This window comes from Vibrio sp. 10N.239.311.G01 (assembly GCF_041465805.1).
In the GTDB taxonomy this organism is placed as follows: Bacteria; Pseudomonadota; Gammaproteobacteria; order Enterobacterales; family Vibrionaceae; genus Vibrio; species Vibrio crassostreae_C.
In genome coordinates this window covers 46,720-71,797 of record NZ_JBFSRM010000006.1, presented here as the reverse complement: position 1 = coordinate 71,797, position 25,078 = coordinate 46,720, and the positions used below count along the sequence as shown (strand labels likewise).

The 25,078-nt window shown below is 42.1% G+C and carries 25 protein-coding genes and 1 pseudogene; 14 read left to right on the top strand and 12 right to left on the bottom strand.

The annotated features are described in order from the left end of the window. From AB6D06_RS06685 to AB6D06_RS06660, 6 genes are read left to right on the top strand one after another with little or no spacing between them, the layout of a single operon-like run. Entirely contained in the window at window positions 1–1,158 is a 1,158-nt protein-coding gene (locus AB6D06_RS06685) for a LegC family aminotransferase (protein WP_102428039.1), read from the top strand. Next, entirely contained in the window at window positions 1,158–2,324 is a 1,167-nt protein-coding gene (neuC, locus tag AB6D06_RS06680; protein ID WP_069597296.1) for a UDP-N-acetylglucosamine 2-epimerase, read from the top strand. The genes AB6D06_RS06685 and neuC overlap by 1 nt, the downstream gene beginning before the upstream one ends. A 48-nt stretch (window positions 2,325–2,372) precedes the next feature. Continuing rightward, window positions 2,373–3,446, top strand: a complete 1,074-nt coding sequence (gene neuB, locus AB6D06_RS06675; RefSeq protein ID WP_372100167.1) for an N-acetylneuraminate synthase — start codon at window positions 2,373–2,375, stop codon at window positions 3,444–3,446. Then, the gene (locus AB6D06_RS06670; RefSeq protein ID WP_017066295.1) at window positions 3,439–4,092 is read left to right on the top strand and encodes an acetyltransferase; all 654 of its coding nucleotides are present in this window, start codon (window positions 3,439–3,441) and stop codon (window positions 4,090–4,092) included. Before neuB ends, AB6D06_RS06670 begins: the two co-directional genes overlap by 8 nt. 47 nt (window positions 4,093–4,139) lie before the next feature. Beyond that, a complete protein-coding gene (locus AB6D06_RS06665) occupies window positions 4,140–5,201 on the top strand; it encodes a nucleotidyltransferase family protein (protein WP_017066294.1) in 1,062 nt (353 codons plus the stop codon). Further along, entirely contained in the window at window positions 5,201–5,893 is a 693-nt protein-coding gene (locus AB6D06_RS06660) for a cytidylyltransferase domain-containing protein (protein ID WP_017066293.1), read from the top strand. Before AB6D06_RS06665 ends, AB6D06_RS06660 begins: the two co-directional genes overlap by 1 nt. Before the next feature lie 6 nt (window positions 5,894–5,899). Here the strand turns inward: AB6D06_RS06660 and AB6D06_RS06655 are convergent, their stop codons facing one another. The 6 genes from AB6D06_RS06655 to coaD all read right to left on the bottom strand — a co-directional run bounded on the left by AB6D06_RS06655 (window position 5,900) and on the right by coaD (window position 12,358). Then, window positions 5,900–6,895, bottom strand: coding sequence for a glycosyltransferase 52 family protein (locus AB6D06_RS06655; RefSeq protein ID WP_372100169.1), 996 nt, complete (start codon window positions 6,893–6,895; stop codon window positions 5,900–5,902). After that, on the bottom strand, window positions 6,896–8,164 hold the full coding sequence (gene waaA, locus AB6D06_RS06650; RefSeq protein ID WP_017066291.1) for a lipid IV(A) 3-deoxy-D-manno-octulosonic acid transferase: 1,269 nt from the start codon (window positions 8,162–8,164) through the stop codon (window positions 6,896–6,898). 3 nt (window positions 8,165–8,167) lie between these two features. Further along, window positions 8,168–9,217, bottom strand: coding sequence for a lipopolysaccharide heptosyltransferase II (gene waaF / locus AB6D06_RS06645; RefSeq protein WP_017066290.1), 1,050 nt, complete (start codon window positions 9,215–9,217; stop codon window positions 8,168–8,170). A gap of 4 nt (window positions 9,218–9,221) precedes the next feature. Beyond that, window positions 9,222–10,544 (bottom strand): O-antigen ligase family protein, encoded by a 1,323-nt coding sequence (locus tag AB6D06_RS06640; RefSeq protein ID WP_372100171.1) that lies wholly within the window; start codon window positions 10,542–10,544, stop codon window positions 9,222–9,224. Further along, window positions 10,528–11,508, bottom strand: a complete 981-nt coding sequence (lpxM, locus tag AB6D06_RS06635; RefSeq protein WP_372100172.1) for a lauroyl-Kdo(2)-lipid IV(A) myristoyltransferase — start codon at window positions 11,506–11,508, stop codon at window positions 10,528–10,530. The genes AB6D06_RS06640 and lpxM overlap by 17 nt, the downstream gene beginning before the upstream one ends. Before the next feature lie 367 nt (window positions 11,509–11,875). Next, the gene (coaD, locus tag AB6D06_RS06630) at window positions 11,876–12,358 is read right to left on the bottom strand and encodes a pantetheine-phosphate adenylyltransferase (protein ID WP_017066287.1); all 483 of its coding nucleotides are present in this window, start codon (window positions 12,356–12,358) and stop codon (window positions 11,876–11,878) included. 162 nt (window positions 12,359–12,520) lie between these two features. Between coaD and AB6D06_RS06625 the strand changes: the two genes are divergently transcribed. Both AB6D06_RS06625 and AB6D06_RS06620 read left to right on the top strand, forming a co-directional pair. Continuing rightward, on the top strand, window positions 12,521–12,898 hold the full coding sequence (locus AB6D06_RS06625; protein ID WP_372100174.1) for a diacylglycerol kinase: 378 nt from the start codon (window positions 12,521–12,523) through the stop codon (window positions 12,896–12,898). A gap of 12 nt (window positions 12,899–12,910) precedes the next feature. Continuing rightward, window positions 12,911–13,618, top strand: coding sequence for a 3-deoxy-D-manno-octulosonic acid kinase (locus AB6D06_RS06620; protein ID WP_017066285.1), 708 nt, complete (start codon window positions 12,911–12,913; stop codon window positions 13,616–13,618). An 82-nt stretch (window positions 13,619–13,700) separates the two neighbouring features. On the opposite strand, the gene rfaD is transcribed toward AB6D06_RS06620, so the two are convergent. Then, on the bottom strand, window positions 13,701–14,642 hold the full coding sequence (rfaD, locus tag AB6D06_RS06615) for an ADP-glyceromanno-heptose 6-epimerase (protein ID WP_102428034.1): 942 nt from the start codon (window positions 14,640–14,642) through the stop codon (window positions 13,701–13,703). A gap of 152 nt (window positions 14,643–14,794) precedes the next feature. Here rfaD and AB6D06_RS06610 point away from each other — a divergent pair. Beyond that, window positions 14,795–15,950: pseudogene (locus tag AB6D06_RS06610) on the top strand (nucleotide sugar dehydrogenase). A 125-nt stretch (window positions 15,951–16,075) separates the two neighbouring features. Next, entirely contained in the window at window positions 16,076–16,714 is a 639-nt protein-coding gene (locus AB6D06_RS06605; protein WP_372100177.1) for a TetR/AcrR family transcriptional regulator, read from the top strand. A 307-nt stretch (window positions 16,715–17,021) separates the two neighbouring features. On the opposite strand, the gene AB6D06_RS06600 is transcribed toward AB6D06_RS06605, so the two are convergent. The 5 genes from AB6D06_RS06600 to AB6D06_RS06580 all read right to left on the bottom strand — a co-directional run bounded on the left by AB6D06_RS06600 (window position 17,022) and on the right by AB6D06_RS06580 (window position 21,372). Further along, a complete protein-coding gene (locus AB6D06_RS06600) occupies window positions 17,022–18,173 on the bottom strand; it encodes a murein hydrolase activator EnvC (protein ID WP_229648002.1) in 1,152 nt (383 codons plus the stop codon). Between the two features lie 78 nt (window positions 18,174–18,251). Beyond that, on the bottom strand, window positions 18,252–19,073 hold the full coding sequence (gene cysE / locus AB6D06_RS06595) for a serine O-acetyltransferase (RefSeq protein WP_009847961.1): 822 nt from the start codon (window positions 19,071–19,073) through the stop codon (window positions 18,252–18,254). 47 nt (window positions 19,074–19,120) lie between these two features. Next, window positions 19,121–20,185, bottom strand: coding sequence for an NAD(P)H-dependent glycerol-3-phosphate dehydrogenase (gene gpsA, locus AB6D06_RS06590; RefSeq protein WP_372110044.1), 1,065 nt, complete (start codon window positions 20,183–20,185; stop codon window positions 19,121–19,123). A gap of 178 nt (window positions 20,186–20,363) precedes the next feature. Next, complete coding sequence (gene secB, locus AB6D06_RS06585) at window positions 20,364–20,831, bottom strand: protein-export chaperone SecB (protein WP_009847959.1); 468 nt, start codon at window positions 20,829–20,831, stop codon at window positions 20,364–20,366. A gap of 106 nt (window positions 20,832–20,937) precedes the next feature. Further along, a complete protein-coding gene (locus tag AB6D06_RS06580) occupies window positions 20,938–21,372 on the bottom strand; it encodes a rhodanese-like domain-containing protein (protein WP_017061445.1) in 435 nt (144 codons plus the stop codon). Window positions 21,373–21,658: 286 nt separating this feature from the next. On the opposite strand from AB6D06_RS06580, the gene rfbB reads away from it, so the two are divergent. Genes rfbB through rfbC form a run of 4 tightly spaced genes read left to right on the top strand, consistent with a single transcriptional unit; the run spans window position 21,659 to window position 25,075 of the window. Further along, window positions 21,659–22,747 carry a dTDP-glucose 4,6-dehydratase gene (rfbB, locus tag AB6D06_RS06575; protein WP_102428041.1) on the top strand — a complete coding sequence of 363 codons (1,089 nt, stop codon included), beginning with the start codon at window positions 21,659–21,661 and terminating at the stop codon, window positions 22,745–22,747. Next, the gene (gene rfbA / locus AB6D06_RS06570; RefSeq protein WP_017066279.1) at window positions 22,747–23,631 is read left to right on the top strand and encodes a glucose-1-phosphate thymidylyltransferase RfbA; all 885 of its coding nucleotides are present in this window, start codon (window positions 22,747–22,749) and stop codon (window positions 23,629–23,631) included. Before rfbB ends, rfbA begins: the two co-directional genes overlap by 1 nt. Then, complete coding sequence (gene rfbD / locus AB6D06_RS06565; protein ID WP_102428031.1) at window positions 23,631–24,512, top strand: dTDP-4-dehydrorhamnose reductase; 882 nt, start codon at window positions 23,631–23,633, stop codon at window positions 24,510–24,512. Before rfbA ends, rfbD begins: the two co-directional genes overlap by 1 nt. A gap of 5 nt (window positions 24,513–24,517) precedes the next feature. Next, entirely contained in the window at window positions 24,518–25,075 is a 558-nt protein-coding gene (gene rfbC, locus AB6D06_RS06560; RefSeq protein ID WP_102428030.1) for a dTDP-4-dehydrorhamnose 3,5-epimerase, read from the top strand. The last annotated feature ends 3 nt before the right edge of the window (window positions 25,076–25,078 follow it).

The window sequence follows — 25,078 nt, the reverse complement described above, 5'->3', positions numbered from 1 at the left end:
ATGAAACCTGCATCATTAGTTGAATTTGTTCGTGATACTTACCAAACCAATGAGTTTGTTCCTTTGCATGCGCCAACATTCAATGGCAACGAGAAAGCTTACGTCACAGAAACCATTGAGAGTACGTTTGTCTCAAGTGTTGGTAAATTTGTGGATGAGTTTGAATCGAAGATTGAAGCTTACACCGGAAGTGCTAAGGCGGTAGCTGCTGTCAATGGCACCGCAGCTCTACATGCAGCACTCTATATGGCGGGCGTACAACGCGGTGATTTGGTTGTTACACAAGCTTTGACCTTCGTTGCGACTTGCAATGCCCTGTATCACATGGGTGCAGAGCCAATTTTTGTTGATATATCTCCGGTAAGCTTAGGCTTGTGCCCTAAAGCGGTTGACCACTATCTAACACAACACGCTGAGTTGACTGAAAAAGGTTGTATCCATAGACAAACAAGACAACGCATCCGCGCTGTGGTTCCGATGCATACTTTCGGCCACCCTGTCGAACTCGATGAGTTAGTCGCCGTATGTTTAAAGTGGCAACTGGTCTTAGTGGAAGATGCAGCAGAAAGTTTGGGCTCTTTCTATAAAGGCCAACATACAGGTACATTCGGTGATTATGCTGCGATCAGCTTTAATGGCAATAAAGTTATTACAACCGGTGGCGGTGGTATGATTCTGTGTAAAACTCAAGAGCAGGGTGCTCGTACTAAGCACGTGACCACGACAGCTAAGGTCCCACACCCTTTTGAGTTTTATCATGATGAGCCTGGCTTCAATTATCGAATGCCAAATTTGAATGCCGCATTGGGTTGTGCACAAATGGAAGTGCTCGAATCATACCTAGCTCAGAAGCGCCAATTGGCTGAACAATACCAACATTTTTTCTCCGGTTCAGAATTTACATTCGTGACAGAGCCAGAATACGCGACATCGAATTATTGGCTGAATGCGATTATTTGCCCAGACACAGCATCACGAGCACAAATTTTGGAAGAAACCAACTCTGCGGGTGTCATGACGCGTCCTATTTGGCAGTTGATGCATCGTCTTCCTATGTTCGAGAACGCATTGCGTGGTGACTTGACGCAGTCTGAGTTTATTGAAGCGCATTTGATCAACATTCCGAGCACACCCATTCAACTGTCTAAAGGCGCTTAATGGAAAACAAGATTCAGAAAGTAGCGGTTTTTACTGGAACAAGAGCAGAGTATGGTCTGCTCTTTTGGCTTTTGAAAGATATTCAAAGTGATCCCGATTTAACACTGCAGCTTCTCGTTTCGGGGATGCACCTTTCGCCGGAGTTTGGGGAGACCTATCAGCAGATAGAAAAAGATGGATTTAAGATTGATGAAAAAATTGAAATCCTGCTTTCGTCTGATTCTGCCGTAGGTACAGCTAAAAGTATGGGCCTTGGTGTCCTTGGATTTTCGGACTCTTTAGCACGTCTACAGCCTGATGTATTGGTTATACTTGGCGATCGCTTTGAGGCATTAGCCGCTGCTCAAACGGCGATGATTTTGCGTATTCCTATTGTTCACTTGCATGGTGGTGAAATTACAGAAGGCGCATACGATGATGCGATTCGTCATGCAATTACCAAACTGAGCTACCTGCATGGTACGTCGACAGACGAATATCGTCAGCGCGTGATTCAATTGGGTGAGGCACCTGAGCGAGTAAGAAATGTCGGTGCAATAGGCCTTGACCACCTTAAACGTGCTGACTTCATGTCATTGGGCGAGTTGGGGGAATCTCTCAACTTTTCTTTGACTAAACCGTTTTTCTTGGTGACTTATCATCCGGTGACACTCGGCAATGAAGCACCTGAAGAGGCATTCCAAGCTTTATTGGATGCTTTAAACTGTTTCCCAGAGCATCAAGTTATCCTCACTTACCCAAATGCTGATGATGGTGGTCGCCGCATTATCCCAATGCTAGAAGCTTACGCCGCGAGCCAACCTGATCGCGTATTAGCAATTCCTTCGCTTGGGCAAGTGCGTTACCTCAGTGCAGTTAAATATGCAGCGGCTGTGATTGGCAACTCTTCTAGCGGTATTATTGAAGTACCGGCATTTGATGTCCCCACTGTTAATATTGGATCTCGCCAGAAAGGTCGCTTGGCAGCAAAAAGCGTGCTGCATTGTGAGTCGAACAGAGCTGATATTGAGCGAGCTATCAGATCTGCGAATGAACGTGAGTATAAGGATACTGCGGAAGAGATAGAGAATCCGTACGGACAAGGAAACACCAGTGAAAAAGTGATCGAGATGATCAAAACTCTGGATTTCAATCCATGCAAAACCTTCCACGATTTACCGAACTGAGAGCTATACATTTAGCTTTTAGTAACAAATAACGAAAGAGAGAGCGGTATGACTCTGATTATTGCCGAAGCAGGCGTAAACCATAATGGTGATGAAAAACTGGCATTTGAGCTTGTTGATGCAGCCTATCAAGCGGGTGCTGATATTGTAAAGTTTCAGACGTTTAAGGCAAAAAACCTTGTAACTGAAGACGCGAAACAGGCGGAATATCAGGTTGCCAACACGCAGAAACAAGAGTCGCAATTAGCTATGCTTAGTCGCTTAGAGCTCTCTTATGATGCTCACCATCAATTGGTTAAGCATTGTGAGCAACTCGGTATTGAGTTTTTATCAACCGCTTTTGATTCAGAAAGCCTAGATTTTTTAGTAAACGATCTAGGGTTAACTCGCTTGAAGTTGCCTTCTGGTGAACTTACTAATGCCCCTCTCGTACTAGAACATGCTCGAACTGGGTGTGATTTGATTGTCTCCACTGGTATGGCGACACTATCGGAAATTGAAATCGCGCTAGGTGTGATTGCATTTGGTTACACTGCTGATGACAACGCCATACCTTCTGTGCAGGCCTTCCAGGAAGCTTATGCCTCTGATAAAGGTCAACAAGCGCTTAAGAGTAAGGTCACAATCTTGCACTGCACGACTGAATACCCAGCACCAATGGAAGAGATTAACCTTAAAGCAATGAACACTTTAGGTCGTGCGTTTGACCTGCCTGCAGGTTATTCAGACCACAGTCAAGGTATTACGATTCCTATTGCAGCTGTTGCTCGCGGTGCGGTGTTGATTGAAAAGCACTTTACGCTAGATAACAACATGGAAGGACCGGATCACAAAGCTTCTCTTGAACCTCAAGACTTAACGGCCATGGTCAGCGCAATTCGACAGGTCGAGTTGGCATTAGGGAGTAGCGTAAAAACACCGACGGTATCAGAAGTGAAAAATAAAGCGGTCGCAAGGAAAAGTCTGGTTGCTGCGTGTGATATTACCGAAGGTGAGGCGTTTTCGTCAGAAAATATCACCATTAAGAGACCGGGTCATGGCATGTCACCTTATCGCTATTGGGATATGCTTGAACGCTCTTCTTCTAAAGCTTATCAAGCTGGAGAGCTGATCTTTGAATAATGCTGCTTCTATGTTGCCTATTGTGCTAATCGGAGGGGGAGGTCATGCGAGCGTGCTTGCAGACATATTGCTTCGCCAAGGGCGTGAGATAGTCGCGGTGATTTGCCCTGATGATGTCTCCCAGCGTCGGATTTTCTCGGGGATTAAGCAGTTTCTCAAAGATAGTGACGTAGAACAGTTTTCTCCCAATGACGTTAGACTGGTGTTGGGTATTGGTGCGATGCCTAAATCTAACTTGCGGGAAAAGATAGCGAGTTACTTCATTGGATTAGGCTATCGATTTGAAAATGTCATTGCTGAAACTGCATTTGTCTCTGAATATGCAACTATAGAAAATGGTGTTCAAATTATGGAAGGAGCTGTTATACAAACAGGTGCGTCCATAGGGCAACATAGCATTATCAATACGAGTGTACTTGTAGAGCACGACTGCCAGATTGGCACCTACAACCATCTTGCTCCGAAAGCGACTTTGTGTGGTCAAGTAGAAACCCAGTATGGTTGTTATATAGGAGCGAATGCGACTGTGATACAAGGTATCACTTTAGGTGCGCTCTCAATTGTTGGAGCGGGTGCTATTTTAACGAAACCCCTACCAGCGCAAAGCATATGTTATCCTTTTAGATGTATAATCGAGCCATATTAGCTTACTGTAAGCTACCAAGCATTCAAGAAATTAAAATTAGGTGTGCCATGAGTCATTGTTGGAATAATGTGCTAATAAAACCTGATAGCACAATTCGAGACGCGTTAGAAATCATTAATAATGAAGCGTTAAGAGTGGTGTTGGTTGTTGATCAAGAACAAGCGTTACTTGGTGTTGTGACAGACGGCGATATTCGACGTGGTTTACTAAATAACTTGCCGTTGACTGAATCCGTATCAAAGGTGATGAACACTAATCCAACGACAGCACTAGAAGGCTCTTCTCGAGAAGAGTTGATTGGTCTAATGGACAATCGCGGAATATTGTCGGTTCCGTTACTCGATGCAAGTGATAAAGTTGTTGGTCTTGAAACTCTTCATGGTGCACTTCACCAGCCTAAACATCAGAACCCAGTGTTTATTATGGCTGGTGGGTTTGGTACGCGACTTAAACCGCTTACTGATGTGTGTCCAAAACCTATGCTGCATATTGGCAATAAGCCAATTTTGGAAACCGTGATCCGCAGTTTTATCAAGGCAGGTTTTGTTAACTTCTACATTTCGACTCACTACATGCCAGAGCTAATCCAACAACATTTTGGTGATGGCTCAGAGTTAGGGATTAATATTACTTATGTGCATGAGGAATCTCCTCTAGGTACAGGCGGTGCACTTGGTTTGTTACCAGATAGTCTTCCTAAAGACCTTCCGTTGATTATGATGAATGGTGATGTCTTGACGAAAGTGGATTTTCAACGATTATTAGAATTTCACACTGAGAACCAAGCTGACGCGACAATGTGTGTTCGTGAGTATGATTATCAGATTCCTTATGGGGTAATCAATGGTGAAGGCAATAAAATCACCAGTATGGTTGAAAAGCCAATTCAACGTTTTTTTGTGAATGCTGGTATTTATGTAGTGTCACCTGAAGTGATCGCTTCTGTACCTGAAAACTATCGAATTGATATGCCAACATTGCTCGAAGAGCATATGAATCTACGTGACAATATTTTAATGTTTCCAATTCATGAATACTGGCTGGATATTGGTCGTATGGATGATTTTAATCGTGCACAAGCCGATATTCATAACCTAGAGATGTTTTGATGATTAACACTAAAAAAATATTGGCATTTATCCCTGCTCGCGGCGGTAGTAAGAGGCTGCCAAGAAAAAATATACTTCCTTTAGCGGGAAAACCATTAATAGGATGGTCAATTGAAGCAGCCAAAGATAGCAAATATATAAACCAAATATTTATTAGTACAGATGATCAAGAGATTGCAGAGGTGGCACAGAGCTTTGGAATAGATGTGCCAGAATTGAGGCCAAGTCACTTGGCGTCGGATACCGCTTCTACAGCTGACGTTTTGACGTACACACTGGAAAAATTTGGGAATAATGTTGATATCGTAGTTTTACTTCAACCAACATCTCCGTTACGTACCGCGGTACATATTGACCAAGCTTTGGAATTATTTGTGAAAAAGCAAGCTTCTTCTGTTGTTTCTGTTACTCCATGCGAGCATCCACCTACTTGGTCGAACACTTTACCTGATGATGGTTCGTTGGGAGAGTTTGTTCGCCCTGAAGCCTTGAAACGCTCTCAGGATTTGGAGGGATTTTACCGATTTAATGGGGCGATTTATATATTTGATGTTCGTAAATTTCTTAAATGTCGAGATATATGTTATACGAATGAATCTTTTGCTTATGTTATGGAAAATAAAGACTCATTCGATATCGACCAGCAATTAGATTTTGATTTGGCAGAGTTTTTTATCAATAAAAGGCTCTGATTCTAATTATAGGTCTTTAAAGTTATTTATTTTTTTTATATTAATAGATTTAAATTGCCTCTTTAATTCTTCTCGCAATACTTTGTCAGGGTAGTCATCGGATATCGTATAAATAGGCATGTCTGGATAAAGTAGTCTACAAGTAAACATTACTGTTGAATAAGTACCTATGAATCCTGATAGTTCAATGTTTTTGTCGATTAATTCTATTTCCAGAGGATATTCACTTCGGTGATATATTATATATTCTTTGTTTTCTAAAGTTCTCCTTACTTCATCTCGCTCTGTTCTATGAGGGAAGTATATTATTTTCCTGCTACTAGACATCGCAAGGCTATCTAGACTTTCTATGTAGTCAGCGACAGACTTTTGATGCTTATCTCCTATAGCTCCTTGTCCTATATACCCAATTGGAGCATCTGGATTAAAAAGACTAGGGTTTCCATATTCAGACTTCAATCTCCCAAGCGTATTTTTATGAACAGTGTGACCTTGGAAATTAAAGCTAAATATTGTAAATAGCTCAAGATTCTCTGATTGTTGCAAGTGTCCAATTGGCTTACAACCATTTAACCTTATGACTAAATCTTGAATTAATCTAGGGCGGTAAAAAGCGGACTTTTTTTGAATGTATTTAGGATATTCAGCTAATGTAAGAGTACCATCGTCAAAGTATATTTCTTTTTCTATTTCTAGGTTTTTTATAATTAGATTCTTTCTCCAGCTAGTGTATTCCGAGTAAAAGAAGTAATTAACCCTCCCCCCATAGGTTATTTTTTTTATTTTTTTTATCGCATTTGGGATATTGATGCTACGGTTCTTTCTGCTAACTTCTACAACATGAGTCCAATCTGTTTCTGAAAATAATTGCCTTTGATGTAGTTTACCAATTTCGGTATCTTGGTTGACTAAAAGAAGAATATTTTTTTTACAATGAAAATACTCCTTCGCCTCAAGTGCGCATATATATTGAAAAGGTGATGTGACTAGGAATAAATTCATTTATTTATTGTCCAAAATAGAAATGGTTTTTTGTAATGCTCCGATATTATGAGAAACAACGGATAGAGAGTTGTTAATGCACTCTTGAATATCTTCATGTTTTCTAAAGTAGTCACTGACTGATTTAGCTATCTCATCTTTATATCGAATGATTGTAATCCCTTGAACCTGAATTAACTCATCGACAATAGATTTAAAATTGAAGTAGCTTGGTCCTATAATGACAGGGACTTCAAGTGCTATAGGTTCCAATACATTATGCCCTCCAACTTTATCTCCTAGTAAACTTCCACCCATAAAGCACACATCGGCTGCGCGCATCAGTGTTAGCATCTCACCCATAGTATCACCAAGGTAGACTTGAGTTTCTGCGGTGATGGTTTGGTTAGAAGTTCGTCTTACACTGTTAAAATTAGCATTGTTACTAAGTTCAAAGACGCTATCAAATCGCTCTGGGTGACGAGGGACAAGAATGAGTAACGCGTTAGGGTGTGATTCTAAAACTTTTTCATGAGCCTTTAGCACTTGCTCATCCTCACCCTTATGAGTGCTAGCAGCTATCCAAACTGGGCGACTTTCGCCGAGTTCCTTCCTTAGTGTTTTGCCTTTTTCTCTGACTTCATCTGATATCTGTATATCAAACTTAATTGAACCAGTAATAGCCAGCTTGTTTTTATCTACACCTAAACGTTCGAAACGTGCAGCGTCAGATTTAGTTTGGCAAAGTATGTTGGTCAGACAAGGTTCGATGATGTTGAAGACGGGTTGAAACTTTGAGTAATTATTTCGAGATTTCTCAGATAGCCTTGCGTTCACGACCGTTATTGGCACACCAAACTTAGATACTTGATGAAGTGTATTCGGCCAAAGCTCGGTTTCGATAATCAACATTTGTGTTGGGCTCACCGCTTTTAGAAAGCCCTTAACAGCAAAGCCAAAATCGATCGGCATGTAACGATGTTCAACGAGATCACCTAGTTTTCCGATTTGTTCAGCACCAGTGCTCGTCGTTGTAGTCACCAGAATAGTTTGCTTAGGGTGTCTTTTTTTTAATTCTTTGATAAGTGGTATTGCAGCAATACTCTCGCCAACAGAGACAGCATGAATCCAGATAGGGCGAAGATTGGTTGTCAATTTCGGTGTGATACCGAAATGTTCCGCCCATCGCTTACCGTATGCTGGCTTGCTCGAGTGACTTCGATACAGGCTGTAAAGCAGAAAAGGTGCAGCTAGTGTCAGTAGGGCCGTGTATATAAAGCGGATGATCACTGGTTAATTTCTCAACTTTGCCTGGTAAGTTTCAAGGCGTGCTAGAACTCTATCAGGGTGTAATTCATTCATACATTTATTGTGGCCTAATGGACACTCTCGTTTTGCGCAAGGTGAGCATTCAATCTCTGTGTACACAATATCTTTGTTATCAGTTAACGGTGGTGCATATTTCGGTGTTGTTGGGCCGTATATTCCTACAACATGGCAGCCTAATGCCGAAGCGACATGCAGTAAACCAGAGTCATTGCCGACTATACTTTCACATGCAGCAAGAAGATCGACGGCTTCTATTAGAGAGGTTTTACCAGCCAAGATAGACAACTGTGGATGTAGCTCATTTGGAACAAGATCATATAAGGTTTGACATGCATCAAGATCACCTTGAGAACCAAATATCCAAACTTGATAACCCTTTCTACACATTTTCTCGGCGACTTGAGCATAATAATGTTCTGGCCACTTTTTTGCAGAGCCAAATGCAGCCCCTGGGCACAGCCCGATTATTTTTGAACTTGTATCTAAGTCATATTTTTTGAGTGTGTCTAACTGTATTTGTTTATCAATGTGTAATTTGGGGTAAGGTGATTTTTCTATTCCGCCAAAAACCTCTGAACCCGTCATATCCTTTTTTGGGTAAGCCAGTGCGTAATATCGTTCTGTCATATATTGGAACGATTTCATGTTCGATCTTAAATCAGTGAGTAACCCGTAGCGGAACTCACCTCTCCACCCAATACGATTAGGGATAGCAGCAAACCAAGGTATGAGTGCAGACTTCGCCGATTTAGGCAAAACGTAAGCATGCGTATAGCCCGCATTTTTTAACTGTTTTCCCAGCGCACGTCGCTTCCAAAATTCAAATTGTCCGTGTCCTAGCGGCATGTCAATTGCTGAGTTTACTTCAGGCATTCTATCTAAGATAGGCATACACCATTTTGGAGCCATTACATCAATGACGCATTCAGGAAAACGTTTTTTTAGGGTGATATACAAGGATTGACTCATTACCATATCACCAATCCATGACGGCCCAATTACGAGTATTTTCATGAGTTTAATCTACCTCTTGTATGCGGTTTTCATTATTTATTACGGTGAATAGTGAAGATATAATAACTAACCCAACCACATACAGTAGCATGCCGGAATGATGATTAAGATAATTTTGAGTCAAGCAATAACCCATTACTGAAGCGACATGCACTAAGCCAAGTATGGCGACGAGTTTAACCTGTGGCTTCTTAGTTGAAACAGTTTCTCTCAATTTGGTTATGAAAAACCAACTGCTAGTCGAAAACATGAATATGATAGCCGTGAGGCCAACTAGTCCTTTTGTCTGAAGCATTTCGAGGTATTGGTTATGAGCACCAATATGTCTCAAGATAGCTGGATTGCTCAGCTTAGCTTCTACTTGTCTTTCTTTGTCAGCTTGGCGACCCGAACGACCAACCCCTAATATAGGGTGTTCTAAAAAAGAGAAGTAAGCGCCTTGCCAAAGTGTTAGCCTCGCTCCACTTGAGTTATCGATTTCGATATGGCCTGTATTGTAGAGTTGCAGCTCCTTCGCCATCGTTTGTATACGAGGTTGAATTTGTGGGTAACCTAAAGTACCGATGATCGAGAACGCAATAATCACTCCTAAAGTAACTTTTTTGGTAAAAATCGAGCGATAAAGAAATGCGATACCTAAAAGTATAAATGGGGTCGCTAGCCAAGCTCCTCGGCCTCCAGAGAGTAGGCTTGCTGTTAGCGCCATAACACCACCCAAGCACGCTACTGCTAACAAATATTTTAGCGTTTTGGTTGAACTGGTGAGAACAGAGTCTTGATACTTTAGTTGCTCTAAAGCAAAGCCTGCCACAACGCAAGATAAGCAAGAAACCCATGCAGCCATCCCTGATGACTGGATGACCATAAAACCATGGCCATAGAATGCTCTAGTCTCAAAAGCCACCTGAAAGTACAGAGCTACCAGTCCAGTTACTATTCCCCCAATAGGAATAGCCCATAAGACAGCTTGCAAATTGGGTGGGTATTTAATTAATGCCATCAAAACCAATACTGCAAATACAGCTCGGCTCGGCATATCGAGTATGCTTGCTGTTTCATTGTGATATATAAACGAAATGACATAAGCTAAAAAGTAAACGAAGAGTCCGGTTACTAACCATGTGAAAGGTTTTAGGCTGCTGAAACTGAGTCTATTCAATAGAATTAATGCTAAAGATAGAGTTAGCAGGCCAAACGGTGCTAGTCTGTAAGACTCGCCTTGAATGTTCATAATTATGAAAAAAGCCATACACAAAGAGGTTGTTGCTGCAGCTATCAATGTTTTTTTATCCAATTTAGTAATCACTTGGTTATACTTTCCAATCATTATCATATTTTTTGATAGCATCTCGATAAACTCGGCGGCCATCTTGTTGCGAATTAAATAACCGTAAAATCCACATATACTGTTCTGGCTTTGATTTAACGAAGGTCTCAATAACTCGGTTCATTTGCCTTGCGTCCTCGCTCTCGGTATCTTGCCATTCTAGTACCGATTGCAGTTCGAGAACATATTGGCCTGTTTTTTGATCGATTGAGGCAAACAAAGGAATAACCTTAGCTTTAGATAGCTTAGATAATTTGGTTATTCCGGGTAGAGTTGCCTTTTTTGTGGCAAAAAAATCTACAAATTCACTTAATTCAGGGCCATGATCTTGATCTGGCAAATAGTATCCGAGATAACCACTTTTGATTGATTTTATGAATGGTTTGATGCCTCCGCTACGCTCGTAAACTCGCCCCCCATATTGCACGCGCTGTCTGTGCATTAACCAATCGCTGACTTCATTCTTCTGTCTTTTAGCCATGGCTGAGACAGGCAAGCCTTTTGACGCTAGAAACACTGCCGGTATGTCAATTGCCCAGCTATGTGGCACCAGCAAAATGACATTGTCACCGTTATCCAGATGTTTAGTTAGGTGCTCTTCACCTTCAAAGCGACATTGAGTTTGAAGCCATTCTTTCGATCGCACAGTTAAAAGTCCGAATCTCAGTATGAATACACCTGCAGTATAGAGAGTTTGATAAACCAATTGCTCACGCTCAGCAAAGCTTTTCTCTGGAAAAGCCAGATGAAAGTTTACTCGAGCTCTGTGTGCTGGCCCCTTTTGCGACTTAGATAATCGTCTTGCAAAAAAGTTCGCCAATGCATGGTGAAATGAAATAGGAAGCAATGAAACAGGAAGCATCAACAATACAATAAACCATGTTCCCCAGTATTTAGGTGCCAAAAAAGCCCACTGAAAAGTAGGGTCATAAGCTTTTGGGTCATAATCGTTTCTGTTAATCATAAGGTCTTTATTTTAGAAAATTGAGCTGTTTGGCATTATTTGCCCTGCTTTGAAAGAGGCTAAATACAATAGGAGGTTTAGATACCTCACCTTTGTTTGAGCAGCGTTGATTCATATTAATCTTAGTAAAAAGTACTGAGCGAACCAATGTTGTCATCGCGAAAAATTGGAGAATTCCAACTGTTGTCTTAGGCCTACATACTTGTATGTGCTAAGTGTTTTTCAACGCCAACCATGCCAGCATCGCAAATTATGGTGATCATAAAACTTCCTTGATGCAAAATGTTAGGTGGATTATATCAGGTAAACAACAACGGAGTCAGTACCGTTTCACTACTCATAAATAGGTCTACATTTACCGTGGTCGCTATTTATTACTTAGTTTTTGATTGATTTTGGCATTGATGGCCTTAGGTACAAATTGGGTTATATCACCACCATGAATAGCCACCTCTCGAACCAAAGTTGAAGATAAGAACGCATATTCTTCAGCTGGTGTTAAGAAGATACTTTCCAAATCGGGTTTTAACCTGCGATACATGGTGGTCAACCCAAACTCATACTCAAAATCCATGGTAGTTCTAAGGCCGCGAACGAGTACATTTGCCTTTTGTTGCTGAGCAAAATCAACCAGCAACCCACTAAACCCCTCAACGGATACATTAGAGTAGGGTTGGCAGACTTCTTTAAGAAGTGAGACACGTTCATCCAAGCTAAATAGTGTGTTCTTGCTAGGACTAGCTGCTACGCCTATTACTACATGATCAAACAATTGAGAAGCACGCTCTATGATATCGATATGACCATTAGTCACAGGATCAAAAGTACCGGGGTAAATAGCTTTCTTCATGGTTTCTTTTTTCACTATGCTTGAAATAGGCCTCAAATATAATGCATTGTGGGTGAGTTACAAAATAAAGACTCAAAAAATATGCTGAAATGATGCAGAGAGATCGGATGGATGTAAAATAGCAACTTAACGCTGAGAACTCACTTAACGACTGGCATAGATATGACACATAATAACCACGGTAAACCGGGTAACACAGGATTGATACGTATCATTAAAGCGACAGGTTATTCCATACAAGGCTTGAAAGCTGCCTTCAAACATGAAGCTGCGATTCGACAAGAGATAGCTTTACTCGTTATTGCTATAGTGCTTGTGACGTTCCTTGATGTCTCAATGATAGAGCGAGTTGCTCTGATCGGAACCTTGGTTCTCGTGTTGATTGTGGAGCTGATTAATTCTGCAATAGAGGCTGTCGTAGATCGTATAGGTATTGAATTACATGAGTTGAGTGGTAGAGCAAAAGACATAGGTTCGGCGGCTGTTATGGTCGCATTGATGTTTGCCATGTTCACGTGGTGTTACATTCTTTTCTTCTAGGTCAGGTATACTATGAAATACTTTGAAAGTAATGATGTGCATATTTGGTTCGATGAGTCCCGAGTTAATATTACCCCGTCATTGCTATTTGATATCACTTATTGGCAAAAGAATAATGCAATTATCGGCAGTGCAGAAGGGCGAGGTACAACATGGTTCGTCGATTTAAAAGGTATTCCGGCAGCATTTCGCCATTATCGTCGTGGTGGCTTGTTCGGAAAACTAATTAAAGACAGTTACTGGTTTACAACCTTAGAAAATACTCGCAGTTATGCTGAATATCAACTATTGAGTGAGTTAAGCTCTGCTGGTGTTAACGTACCTAAGCCAATTGCGGCACGTGCCCAGAAGAACGGTTTAACTTATCAAGCGGATTTACTGACTGATAAAATACACAATGCAAAAGATTTAGTCGATTTGCTTTTAGATCGAGCGCTGGCTCAAGAGCAGTATCATCAAATTGGCCAAGAAATTCAGAAGATGCATAGGGTGGGTGTGAATCACACAGACCTGAATATTCATAATATTTTGCTTGATGACCAAGGCAATGCTTGGATCATCGATTTTGACAAATGCTATAAGCAATTAGGCGACAGTTGGAAGGAATCAAATTTAGATAGGCTACTCCGATCATTCAGGAAAGAGCTGGATAAGCGACATATCCATTGGCAAGAATCTGACTTTAAATCGCTGCTGGCTGGTTATCACTCGGTAATATAAAGCCCATATCCATGAGCTTATCGTATCATTTTTTCTTACCCATAGACCTTCAGGGCGAACTATCTATTAGTTCTACGCCCTGTTACCTATTAATTACATCCATATATTCTGCAACGCCTTGCGCTACGGTTTTAAATACCACATCACAGCCTGCTGCTCGAAGCTTCGTAAGGTCAGCTTGAGTAAACTCTTGGTAAGCGCCTTTCAAATGCTCAGGGAAAGGAATCGTTTCAATCTCGCCTTTACCATGGTGCGTGATTACTGCTTTTGCGACTTCTTCAAAAGACTCTGCGTTGCCTGTACCTAGGTTAAAGATGCCAGAAACACCATTTTTTAAGAACCACAGGTTTACTGCTGCAACATCACCGACATAAACAAAATCACGCTGGAATGTTTCGCTACCTGCGAACAGTTTAGGGTTCTCACCAGCATTCATTTGGTTGTTTAGGTGGAAAGCAACAGAGGCCATGCTGCCTTTGTGATCTTCACGGGGGCCGTAAACATTGAAATAACGGAAACCAGTAATTTGAGGTAACGTCTCATTATGCGCTACAGCATCCGCGGTTAGGCGACGAACGTAGTTATCAAATTGTTGTTTAGAGTAACCGTAGACATTTAATGCGCCTTCATACTCTTTCTCTTCGATGAACGTCTCTGTCTCACCGTAAGTTGCAGCTGAAGAGGCATATAGGAAGGGGATTTCACGCTCAACACAGTAATGCAGTAACTCTTTTGAGTACTCATAGTTGTTGAGCATCATGTATTTACCATCCCACTCGGTCGTTGCCGAACAAGCACCTTCATGGAAAATAGCTTCAATAGGGCCGAAATCATCGCCAGCCATAACTTGAGTTAGGAAGTCGTCGCGATCCATGTAGTCAGTGATGTCTAGGTCTACAAGGTTCTTGAACTTTTTACCGTTCTTGAGGTTGTCGACAACTAGAATATCGTTGTGGCCTGCGTCATTGAGTGCTTTCACAATATTGCTGCCGATCATGCCAGCACCACCAGTTACGATAATCATATTTTTCCTACTCTTTTGAATATAAAACTACCGCGAGTATAGCAAGGAATGACAAAGACGGGCTAGTGGAATAATTCCTTAAGCAGAGTATGATATGAGCAGATTAGTCTTAGGTAAGTGCGCAGTAAGCACTCGAAATTATAGGTATTATCATGAAAATTGCAGTTGCGGGTACCGGTTATGTAGGTTTATCCAATGCGATGTTGTTGGCGCAGAATCATGATGTTGTTGCAGTTGATATCGTCGAAGAAAAGGTATCGATGTTGAACAACAAGCAATCGCCAATCATGGATGTAGAGATTGAAGAGTTTTTGGCTAATCGTGCTTTGAGTTTTCAAGCCACAACCGATAAGCAAGCGTATCAAGATGCAGATTTCGTTATTATCGCTACGCCAACCGACTCTACAGAACTACTTTAATACCAGTTCTGTAGAGTCGGTGATTCGTGACGTAATGATGGTTAACCCGAATGCCGTCATGGTGATCAAATCAACGGTACCTGTTGGTTATACTGAGCGTGTTAAGCAAGATTTAAACTGTGAAAACATTATGTTCTCGCCAGAATTTTTACGTGAAGGCAAAGCCCTGTACGACAACCTACACCCATCACGCATTATTGTTGGTGAGTGTTCGGAACGCGCTAAAGTATTTGCTAATCTTCTGGTGGAAGGCGCAGAAAAAGAGAATATCGACGTACTGTTTACTCACTCCACAGAAGCGGAAGCAGTAAAGCTCTTCTCGAATACCTACTTGGCGATGCGTGTTTCTTATTTCAATGAGCTCGACTCTTACGCCGAAGCGCATGGCTTGGATTCTCGTCAGATCATCGAAGGTGTGGGTTTAGACCCTCGAATTGGCAATCATTACAACAATCCTTCATTTGGTTACGGTGCTTACTGCTTACCGAAAGACACCAAGCAGTTATTAGCTAACTATCAAGATGTACCAAACAACATTGTGGGCGCTATTGTTGACGCTAACCGCACCCGTAAAGATTTTATTGCGGAGTCCATTATTAAGCGCTCGCCTAAAATTGTAGGTATCTATCGCTTGATCATGAAGGCGGGGTCTGACAATTTCCGCGCATCTTCTATTCAAGGGATCATGAAGCGTTTAAAAGCCAAAGGTATTGAAGTGGTCGTGTATGAGCCTGTATTAGAAGAAGAACACTTCTTTAACTCGAAGGTTTATTCTGATCTTGCAGAGTTTAAAGCGATATCCGATGTGATTGTTTCTAACAGAATGGTCGATGAAATATCAGACGTTGCAGATAAGGTGTACACGCGAGACCTTTTTGGTAGCGATTAATTCCAGCTGTGACTGATTAACGGTGAGTTTTAGCGCTTGCTAATTCGACCAGATGTTAACAGCTCGATCTATCCGTTTAGTGGCGATATACTGAACCTCTAAACGGATAGGGATACTAATAACTAATGAAAACACGTGACAAGATTGTTTACGCTGCTCTAGAGCTTTTTAATGAGCACGGCGAGCGTAGTATTACGACCAATCATATTGCTGAGCATATCGAGATTAGCCCTGGTAACCTTTACTACCACTTCCGCAACAAGCAAGAAATTGTACGTGATATTTTCACTCTCTATTCAACAGAGCTGCTCGAACGGTTCACACCGATTCAAGGGCAACAAGAAAGCCTAACGCTGCTAAAGACCTACTTAGATTCTATCTTTACACTGATGTGGAAGTACCGATTCTTCTACGCGAACCTACCTGAAATATTGTCACGTGATGAACAACTCCACCTTGATTACATGGCTGTGCAAGAAAGATTGCAAACGAACCTTGTTGATATCATGAGAGCCTTTGTTGAGTTGAACTTGCTAAAAGCAACAGATACGGAAATGAAGTCGATGGTCACTTCTCTTCACTTGATCGCATCGGGTTGGTTAGCCTATCAGTCTGCGATGTCTCCAAAAGCGCAAATAACTGAGCAAGTAGTTCACAAAGGAATGTTGCAGATGATTGCTACAGTTAAACCGATTGCGACTGCACAAGGCTTTGAGCAGCTAACATTATTGGAAGATGGTGTGAGAGCGTTGAACTCTAAGTAGAAAGATACGAGTTCAGCGAGATTCAAAGATTAGGGAAGAGAAGATTAGAGTCGTGGTATGTGTATAGCTACGTCATTCCCTACAGCGAGGAACGAGCGTGATAGGGAATCTTTCTTTATCCTCGAGGCTAGAAATATTATAGCGAGATTCCAGTTATGTCGTTCTTCAATTCTGGAGTGACGGATCTGGTCAATGTAAATGTAGATATTTTGAACGACTTGGTTTGCTCTTAATATCCGCATTACGTGTGTCTCGCATTCGGTCTTAAGCTCTTCGTATCTCGGTTACTCGAATCCAGTATCTGCTTTTACCTAACCAACCAACTCTTCGGGTTTTGAGCTTGGCTATTTCTACGAATCTCAAAGTACAGTGATGGGCGAGTTTGGCCACCAGTGTCACCGGCTAGAGCAATAGCTTCGCCAGCTTTAACCTTGTCACCTTCTTTCTTTAAAAGCGCTTGATTAAAGCCATAGAGCGTCATATCGCCTTTACCATGGTCAAGCAGTACCACTAAGCCATAACCACGTAGGTATTCGGCGAATACAACTGTTCCTGAGTAAACAGATTTCACTTGTTGACCATATTTAGCGTTAATCACCATGCCTTTCCAGTTGACTTGGCCTGTTTGGCGCGAACCGTAGCTGTGTAAAACTTTATCTTTTATCGGCCAAGGCAGTTTGCCTTTACGCTTAGCTAAACCGTCCATAGGTACAGCATTACGTCTTTCTCGAGCTGCCTTCTCTGCTTTCGCTATTTCAGCTTTAAGGCGCGTTTCATTGCGCTGAAGTTCTGCCAAATAGTTTTTGTCACCCGAAATGTTCTTCTTGATGCTACCAACGGTTTTCTTACGTTGTGTTTGGGTTTTGGCTAAAGTATCGCGCTTGGTGGTTTGTTGTTTTAACAGGGTCGCGATTTGCTCTTGTTCAAGTTGGCGCTGCTTATGGCTTTCTTCTAGATCAAGTTGAGTTTGTTCAATCGTTTTGATTGTTGCAGAGCGGGCTTTGGCAAGATGTTGGTAATAATGGCTGATGCGATCTTCTTCGACACCTGTATTGAGGATGTGCGATGAGGCTTTAGCGCGGCTTGTCATGTAGTAAGTTTGAATTAGTTGCTCTAGCTTATCGGTATGGACTTTTTTCTGCGCTGTGAGCGCTTTTATCTTGGTGTCTAAGTTCGCAATATTAGCATTAGCGGTATTCAGCTGCTTTTTACTGTCTAGGATAGCTTTTTCAAGCGAAGCAATGGAGAGCTCTTGTTTTTTGAGGCTCGCTTGTAGGCTATCGAGTTTTTTCTGTTGTGAGGATAGATTCTTTTGTTGGCGAGATATCTCGCTAGATACACCTTTCAGTTCACCTTGAGATGCAGCAAATGACGATGTAGATAAAAGAGCAACACAGAGGCTCGCTGATATCAGGAGAGTTGAACTAATGGCTCGAATTTGTTTCATCATTATCGTCATTTAGTTGTTATTCATCTACTTGTAGGTTGTTTATGTTTTATGCGAATCTCATTGATGCTCGTTTTCCGCTACTGCTGGTTAAATCCCATCACCATGAATAAAGTTCTGTGAACGACCGTTGAATCCCTGATCCATGTCTAAAGATGGTTTGTCAGTTTTAGGTTTACCTACGATCTTTGCTGGCACGCCCGCCACGGTAGTATGAGGTGGTACAGCCTGCAGAACTACAGAGCAAGAGCCAATCTTAGCGCCTTCACCCACTTCAATATTGCCAAGGATTTTAGCGCCGGCACCAATCATCACGCCTTCACGGATTTTAGGGTGACGATCACCGCCTTCTTTACCGGTACCGCCGAGAGTAACATCTTGAAGGATGGATACGTCGTTTTCGACCACCGCCGTTTCACCGATAACAATACCCGTCGCGTGGTCGAGCATGATGGCTTTGCCGATACGCGCTGCAGGGTGAATATCCACTTGGCAAGCAACTGAAATTTGGTTCTGTAGGTAAGTGGCAAGCGCAATACGACCTTGCTTCCACAACCAGTTAGCCACTCGGTAACCTTGAAGAGCGTGGTAGCCTTTTAGATAAAGCAGAGGCATCGAGTACATCTCAACCGCAGGATCTCGGTTTACCGTCGCACAGATATCACAAGCAGCCGCATCAATAATCGATTGATCTTGCTTGAATGCTTGTTCAACCACCTCACGCACCGCCATTGCGGGCATTGAAGCCGTCTTTAGCTTATTGGCTAGGATATAACTTAATGCAGCGCCTAAGCTTTCGTGGTTGATAATGGTGGCATGGTAAAAACTCGCAAGCATAGGTTCTTGCTCTGACTGCTGTCGAGCTTCCTTCACAATGCATTGCCAAACCTTTTGCTGTTCACAGTGTTTCATTTTTCCATCCATTTTATCTATTTCATTCCACGACTTAATAAGCGATGTTATCGCTCTGACTTCTTGTCTCGAGCAAGCAGATCTTGTGCCGCTAAGTGGGCATCTTTCCCTTGATACAGCACTTGATAGATTTGTTCAACAATTGGCATCTCAACGCCCATACGTTCGGATAGTAACCAAACTTCTTTAGTGTTGCGATAGCCTTCGACCACTTGGCCGATCTCTTCTTGTGCAGTATCGACGTCTTTACCTGAACCTAAAGCCAATCCAAAACGACGGTTACGTGATTGGTTATCAGTACAGGTTAGTACTAGATCGCCCAGCCCTGCCATACCCATAAAGGTTTCGGGTTGTGCACCCAGTGCAGCACCTAAGCGACTCATTTCAGCTAAGCCACGCGTGATCAGTGCAGTACGAGCATTGGCACCAAAACCAATGCCATCCGACATGCCTGCGCCAATTGCGATAACATTTTTCACCGCGCCGCCAAGTTGCATACCGATGAAATCAGAGTTTGCGTATACGCGGAATGTTTTACCGCAGTGGATCTTCTCTTGCAGCTCTTCTAAGAATACTTCATCTGGTGAAGCGACAGAGATAGCCGTTGGCATGCCCATCGCTAACTCTTTGGCGAAGGTCGGTCCTGATAGAACCGCTAACGAGTAACCATCACCCAGCACATCATGCGCGACATCTTTAAGCAGGCGGCCGGTCTCTGGCTCTAAGCCTTTGGTCGCCCAACAGATGCGAGAGTCTGAGGCTAAGTAAGGTTTCAGGCTGTTTAGAACAATACCAAACACGTGGCTAGGTACAACAACGAGAAGGTCACGACTTGCTGTTACTGCTTTCTCAAGATCGGATTCGATGATTAGGCTTTCTGGAAAGTCGATATTTGGCAGGAACTCATTATTAGCGCGCTCAGATTCAAGGCGAGCCATATGAGCAGGGTCATGCCCCCAAAGAACAACGTTTGCACCGTTACGCGCTAGAGAGATAGCTAAAGAGGTTCCGTAAGAACCTGCACCAATGACAGTCATGGCGATCTCTTTGCCGTAAGCGCTGTCTTTACCGTAAGCGTCTGCCGTATTAGTCGGGCGAGTTGTTTCTGTCATGCTTCCACCTAAAAATAATGAGGGAAATCGAAGAGTTTTGAAAAAGCTATCCACTAAAATAAGAAGAGCTTTCAATCTTAGTACAGTGTAAAGAAAAAATGCACATCGCAGAAGTTACGATGTGCATTTAAAAGCGAACTAGCGCTTGAAACGTTAGAGTTAAGTTCTACTGTGAGACTTAAGCCTGTTCGCCTTCAGCTTGTTGAGCTTGGTTCTGTAGGTAGTTCATGAACAAAGCATCGAAGTTTACTGGAGCTAGGTTCAGTTGTGGGAACGTACCTTTAACCACTAGGCTAGAAATCGTTTCACGAGCGTATGGGAACAGGATGTTCGGGCAGAATGCGCCTAGGCAATGTGCCAGTTGGCCAGCTTCCATTTCGCTTGCAGAGAAGATACCGCCTTGCTGAACTTCACAAAGGAATGCTGTGTCTTCTGCGTTCTTAACTGTAACCGTTAGACGTAGAATTACTTCGTACACGCCTTCGCCAAGTTCACGGCTTTGAGTGTCTAGATCCAGTTTTACATCTGGGTTCCACTCTTTTTGAAACATGTCTGGAGAGTTTGGCGCTTCGAAAGATACGTCTTTTAGGAAGATACGTTGGATTGCGAAGTTTTGTTGTGCGTCTTGTTGTGCTGCTTCAGCCATTTTCTTGTCCTTAAAAATTTAAATTAGGTTTTGTTCGTCATATCTGCCGGACAAAACCTTAAAGTCATATTCGTTGAATCAGGTCAGCTTACTTCTTGCCTTTAACCTATTTTTTACCTTTAACTAAAGGTAGATTCGCTTCGCTCCAAGCCACTAAGCCACTTTTCAGTACGCTTACGTTTTCGAAACCTGCTTTAACCATTAGGTTAGCGCTTTCTTGAGCAGTTTGACCTGTCTTGCATACTACGATGATTGGGTCTGCTTTGTGGCTTTCAAGGCTACCAAAGCTATTTGCTTTGATATCTGACGGTAAAATGTGAACTGCGTCCGTAATATGGCCCTTTTTGAACTCATCCTTAGTACGAATATCAACCACAACACCGTTTTCACGGTTAATCATGTGTGTAGTTTGCGCTGCCGTGATCTCTTTGTAGGCTGCGTTTGATGTCTTGATAACGTTCGCAATGATGGCAACAACTAAGCCGATCCATACGATGGCTAAAATCATATTCTCTTGAACAAATGGAACTAACTCTTGCATATCTTGAACTCTTATTCGTTATTGGGCGAAAAATTATAGGTCAGGAGTATAGCGAGATTTGGAGTTTAGTGTATATAGAGTTCTCGAACTTTGAACAAACCCATGAGTAAAAACTACGATTTTTTTGATTATAATTTCTGATACATAGATAATAGTCGCATTTACATTTTTGAATTTAAACGCGTAGTGTGGTTGCCGCTTTGTTACCAAAGGGCGGTAGCGTACCTAGTGGGGTTGCTACTCCGAGTTAAGTTTATGATTTTTAACATTTATGCAGGGGGGTTCTGTGAAGGTATTGGTCACCGGTGGTGCTGGTTTTATCGGCTCAGCAGTTATACGTCATATAATAAATAGTACATCTGACAGCGTGGTCAACGTTGATAAACTCACTTATGCAGGTAACTTAGAATCCCTTATTGATGTTGATTCGAGCGAAAGGTATACCTTTGAAAAGGTTGACATCTGTAACCGTGCAGAGCTCGACCGTGTTTTTGCAGAGCATAAACCGGATGCAGTAATGCACCTAGCCGCTGAGTCACATGTTGATCGCTCAATCACTGGCCCAGCTGCATTCATCGAAACGAACGTAGTTGGAACATATGCGTTATTGGAAGCGACGCGCGAGTACTGGAATAAACTTGAGGAACAAGCAATAGCAGAGTTTCGCTTCCATCACATCTCTACAGACGAAGTTTATGGTGACCTTCCTCACCCAGATGAAGTCCCAGAGGGAACTGAGCTCCCAATGTTCTTAGAGACGACATCTTATGAACCATCTAGCCCTTACTCTGCTTCAAAAGCATCAAGTGACCATTTGGTGCGTGCATGGCTTCGTACTTATGGTCTGCCAACTATTGTCACTAATTGCTCAAATAACTATGGCCCATATCACTTCCCTGAAAAACTAATACCTCTGGTTATCCTTAATGCTATTGAAGGTAAAGACTTACCCATTTACGGCAAAGGCGATCAAATCCGCGATTGGCTGTTTGTGGAAGATCACGCGCGCGCTCTATACAAAGTAGTAACCGAAGGTAAGGTTGGTGAGACTTACAACATTGGTGGTCATAACGAGAAGAAAAACATCGACGTTGTGAATACGATTTGTGACATCCTTGATGCGTTAGTACCAAAAGAGACCAAATACTCAGAGCAAATCACCTACGTTCAAGACCGCCCTGGTCATGACCGTCGCTACGCCATTGACTCATCTAAAATGCAACGTGAATTGGGTTGGACACCGGAGGAGACTTTCGAAACAGGTCTTCGTAAGACTGTACAATGGTACCTAGACAACCCAAAGTGGTGTCAAAATGTGCAAGATGGCAGTTACCAACGTGAGCGTCTAGGCGTAGTAACAGGGGATATGGAGTAATGAAAGGTATCGTATTAGCTGGTGGCTCTGGTACTCGTCTGTACCCTCTGACACGTGGCGTGTCGAAACAACTCTTGCCAATTTATGACAAGCCTATGGTGTTTTACCCGATTTCTACATTAATGCTTGCTGGTATTAAAGATATTTTGATCATCACGACACCAGAAGACAATGCTGGCTTTCAGCGTTTACTTGGTGATGGCTCTGATTTTGGTATTAACCTCGAGTATGCAATCCAACCAAGTCCTGATGGTTTAGCTCAAGCTTTCATTGTTGGTGAAGAGTTTATTGGTGATGACAGTGTGTGTTTGGTCCTAGGTGATAACATATTCTACGGTCAGTCATTTTCACAAACCTTAAAAAATGCAGCTTCAAGAGAGTCAGGTGCTACAGTCTTTGGCTATCAAGTTAAGGATCCAGAGCGCTTTGGTGTCGTTGAATTTGATGAAGATATGAAAGCGGTATCTATCGAAGAGAAGCCAGAAAAACCAAAATCTAATTATGCAGTAACAGGTTTATATTTTTACGATAATCGTGTAGTGGAAATGGCCAAGCAAGTTAAGCCATCTCATCGTGGAGAATTAGAAATTACAACGCTTAATGAGATGTACCTTAATGATGGCTCACTGAGCGTAGAATTACTTGGTCGTGGTTTTGCTTGGTTAGATACAGGTACACATGAGAGTCTTCATGAAGCTTCTTCCTTTGTACAAACAATTGAACATGTTCAAGGTTTAAAAGTGGCTTGTTTAGAAGAAATAGCATGGCGTAATGGGTGGTTGAGTGATGAGCAAGTTCTGACTTTGGCTAAGCCAATGATGAAAAATGAGTACGGAGAATATCTGACTCGTTTAGTACATTACAAGAAGAGGGCAATGACTTAATGCGCGTATTAATTACAGGCTGTCAAGGCCAAGTAGGTACCTGTTTAACCGAACAGCTAAACCACAATGAAAATACGACAGTATTAGCTTTGGATAGAGAGCACCTCGATATCACGAATCAAGATGAAGTTATTGCTATTATTTCTGAGTTTCAGCCGACCATCATCATTAACGCAGCTGCACATACTGCAGTTGATAAAGCTGAAGAGGAAGTTGAGCTCTCTTATGCGATAAATCGTGATGGTCCCAAGAATCTAGCACAAGCCGCACAAAACATTGGTGCGGCAATTATGCATATTTCCACAGACTATGTCTTTGAAGGTAATAAAACCGGGGACTATATAGAGACAGATACGACAAACCCTCAAGGTGTTTACGGTGAAAGTAAACTGGCGGGGGAAGTTGCGGTTGCACAGTCATGTGATAAGCACATCATTCTTCGTACCGCATGGGTTTTTGGTGAGAGTGGTAACAATTTTGTAAAAACTATGCTCCGTTTAGGCCAGACTAGAGACGCGTTGAGTATTGTCGGTGACCAGTTTGGTGGGCCAACTTATGCAGGTGATATTGCAAGTACATTGATTCAAATCGCGAAACGCATTACCCAAGGAAGTAAGATTGAATATGGCGTTTACCACTACTCGGGTTTGCCTCATGTGAGCTGGTTTGATTTCGCTGAAGCGATTTTTGATGTTGCTGTTCAACAAAAGCTTCTAGAGAGGAAGCCGACTCTAACAAGTATTAACACTGACCAATACCCAACACCGGCAAAGCGTCCAAATAACTCCCGCTTAAGTAACCAGAAAATTAGGGCAAATTTCTCTATCGAAGCGAGTGATTGGCAGGCGGCTTTAAACAATATTCAAGCGTATACTGGATAATAAAAATGAAAGTAATCGATACACGCATTCCAGATGTGAAAATTATAGAACCAAGTGTGTTTGGTGATGAGCGTGGTTTCTTTATGGAGACCTGGAATCAAAAGCAATTTGAAGAGTTAGTGACAGGTAAACCAACCAAATTTGTACAAGATAATCACTCAAAGTCGAAGAAAGGGATTTTGCGAGGTTTACACTACCAAACTGAAAATACACAAGGTAAGTTGGTTCGAGTGGTGTCTGGTGAAGTGTTTGATGTTGCCGTTGATATTCGTCAAGGTTCGCCGACGTTTGGTCAATGGGTTGGTGAGTATTTGTCTGCAGAGAATAAGCGTCAATTGTGGATTCCAGAAGGCTTTGCACATGGTTTTTATGTGACGAGCGACGGTGCTGAATTTGTTTATAAGTGTACAGATTATTATAACCCAAAAGCTGAAGTTTCGATTAAATGGGATGATAATATAATTGATATTAATTGGCCTTTACGTGAAAAAAAATTGATTGTTTCAGAAAAAGACAACCTTGCTTTATCTTTCGAAGATTTTATCAATAATACATATGGTTAAAAG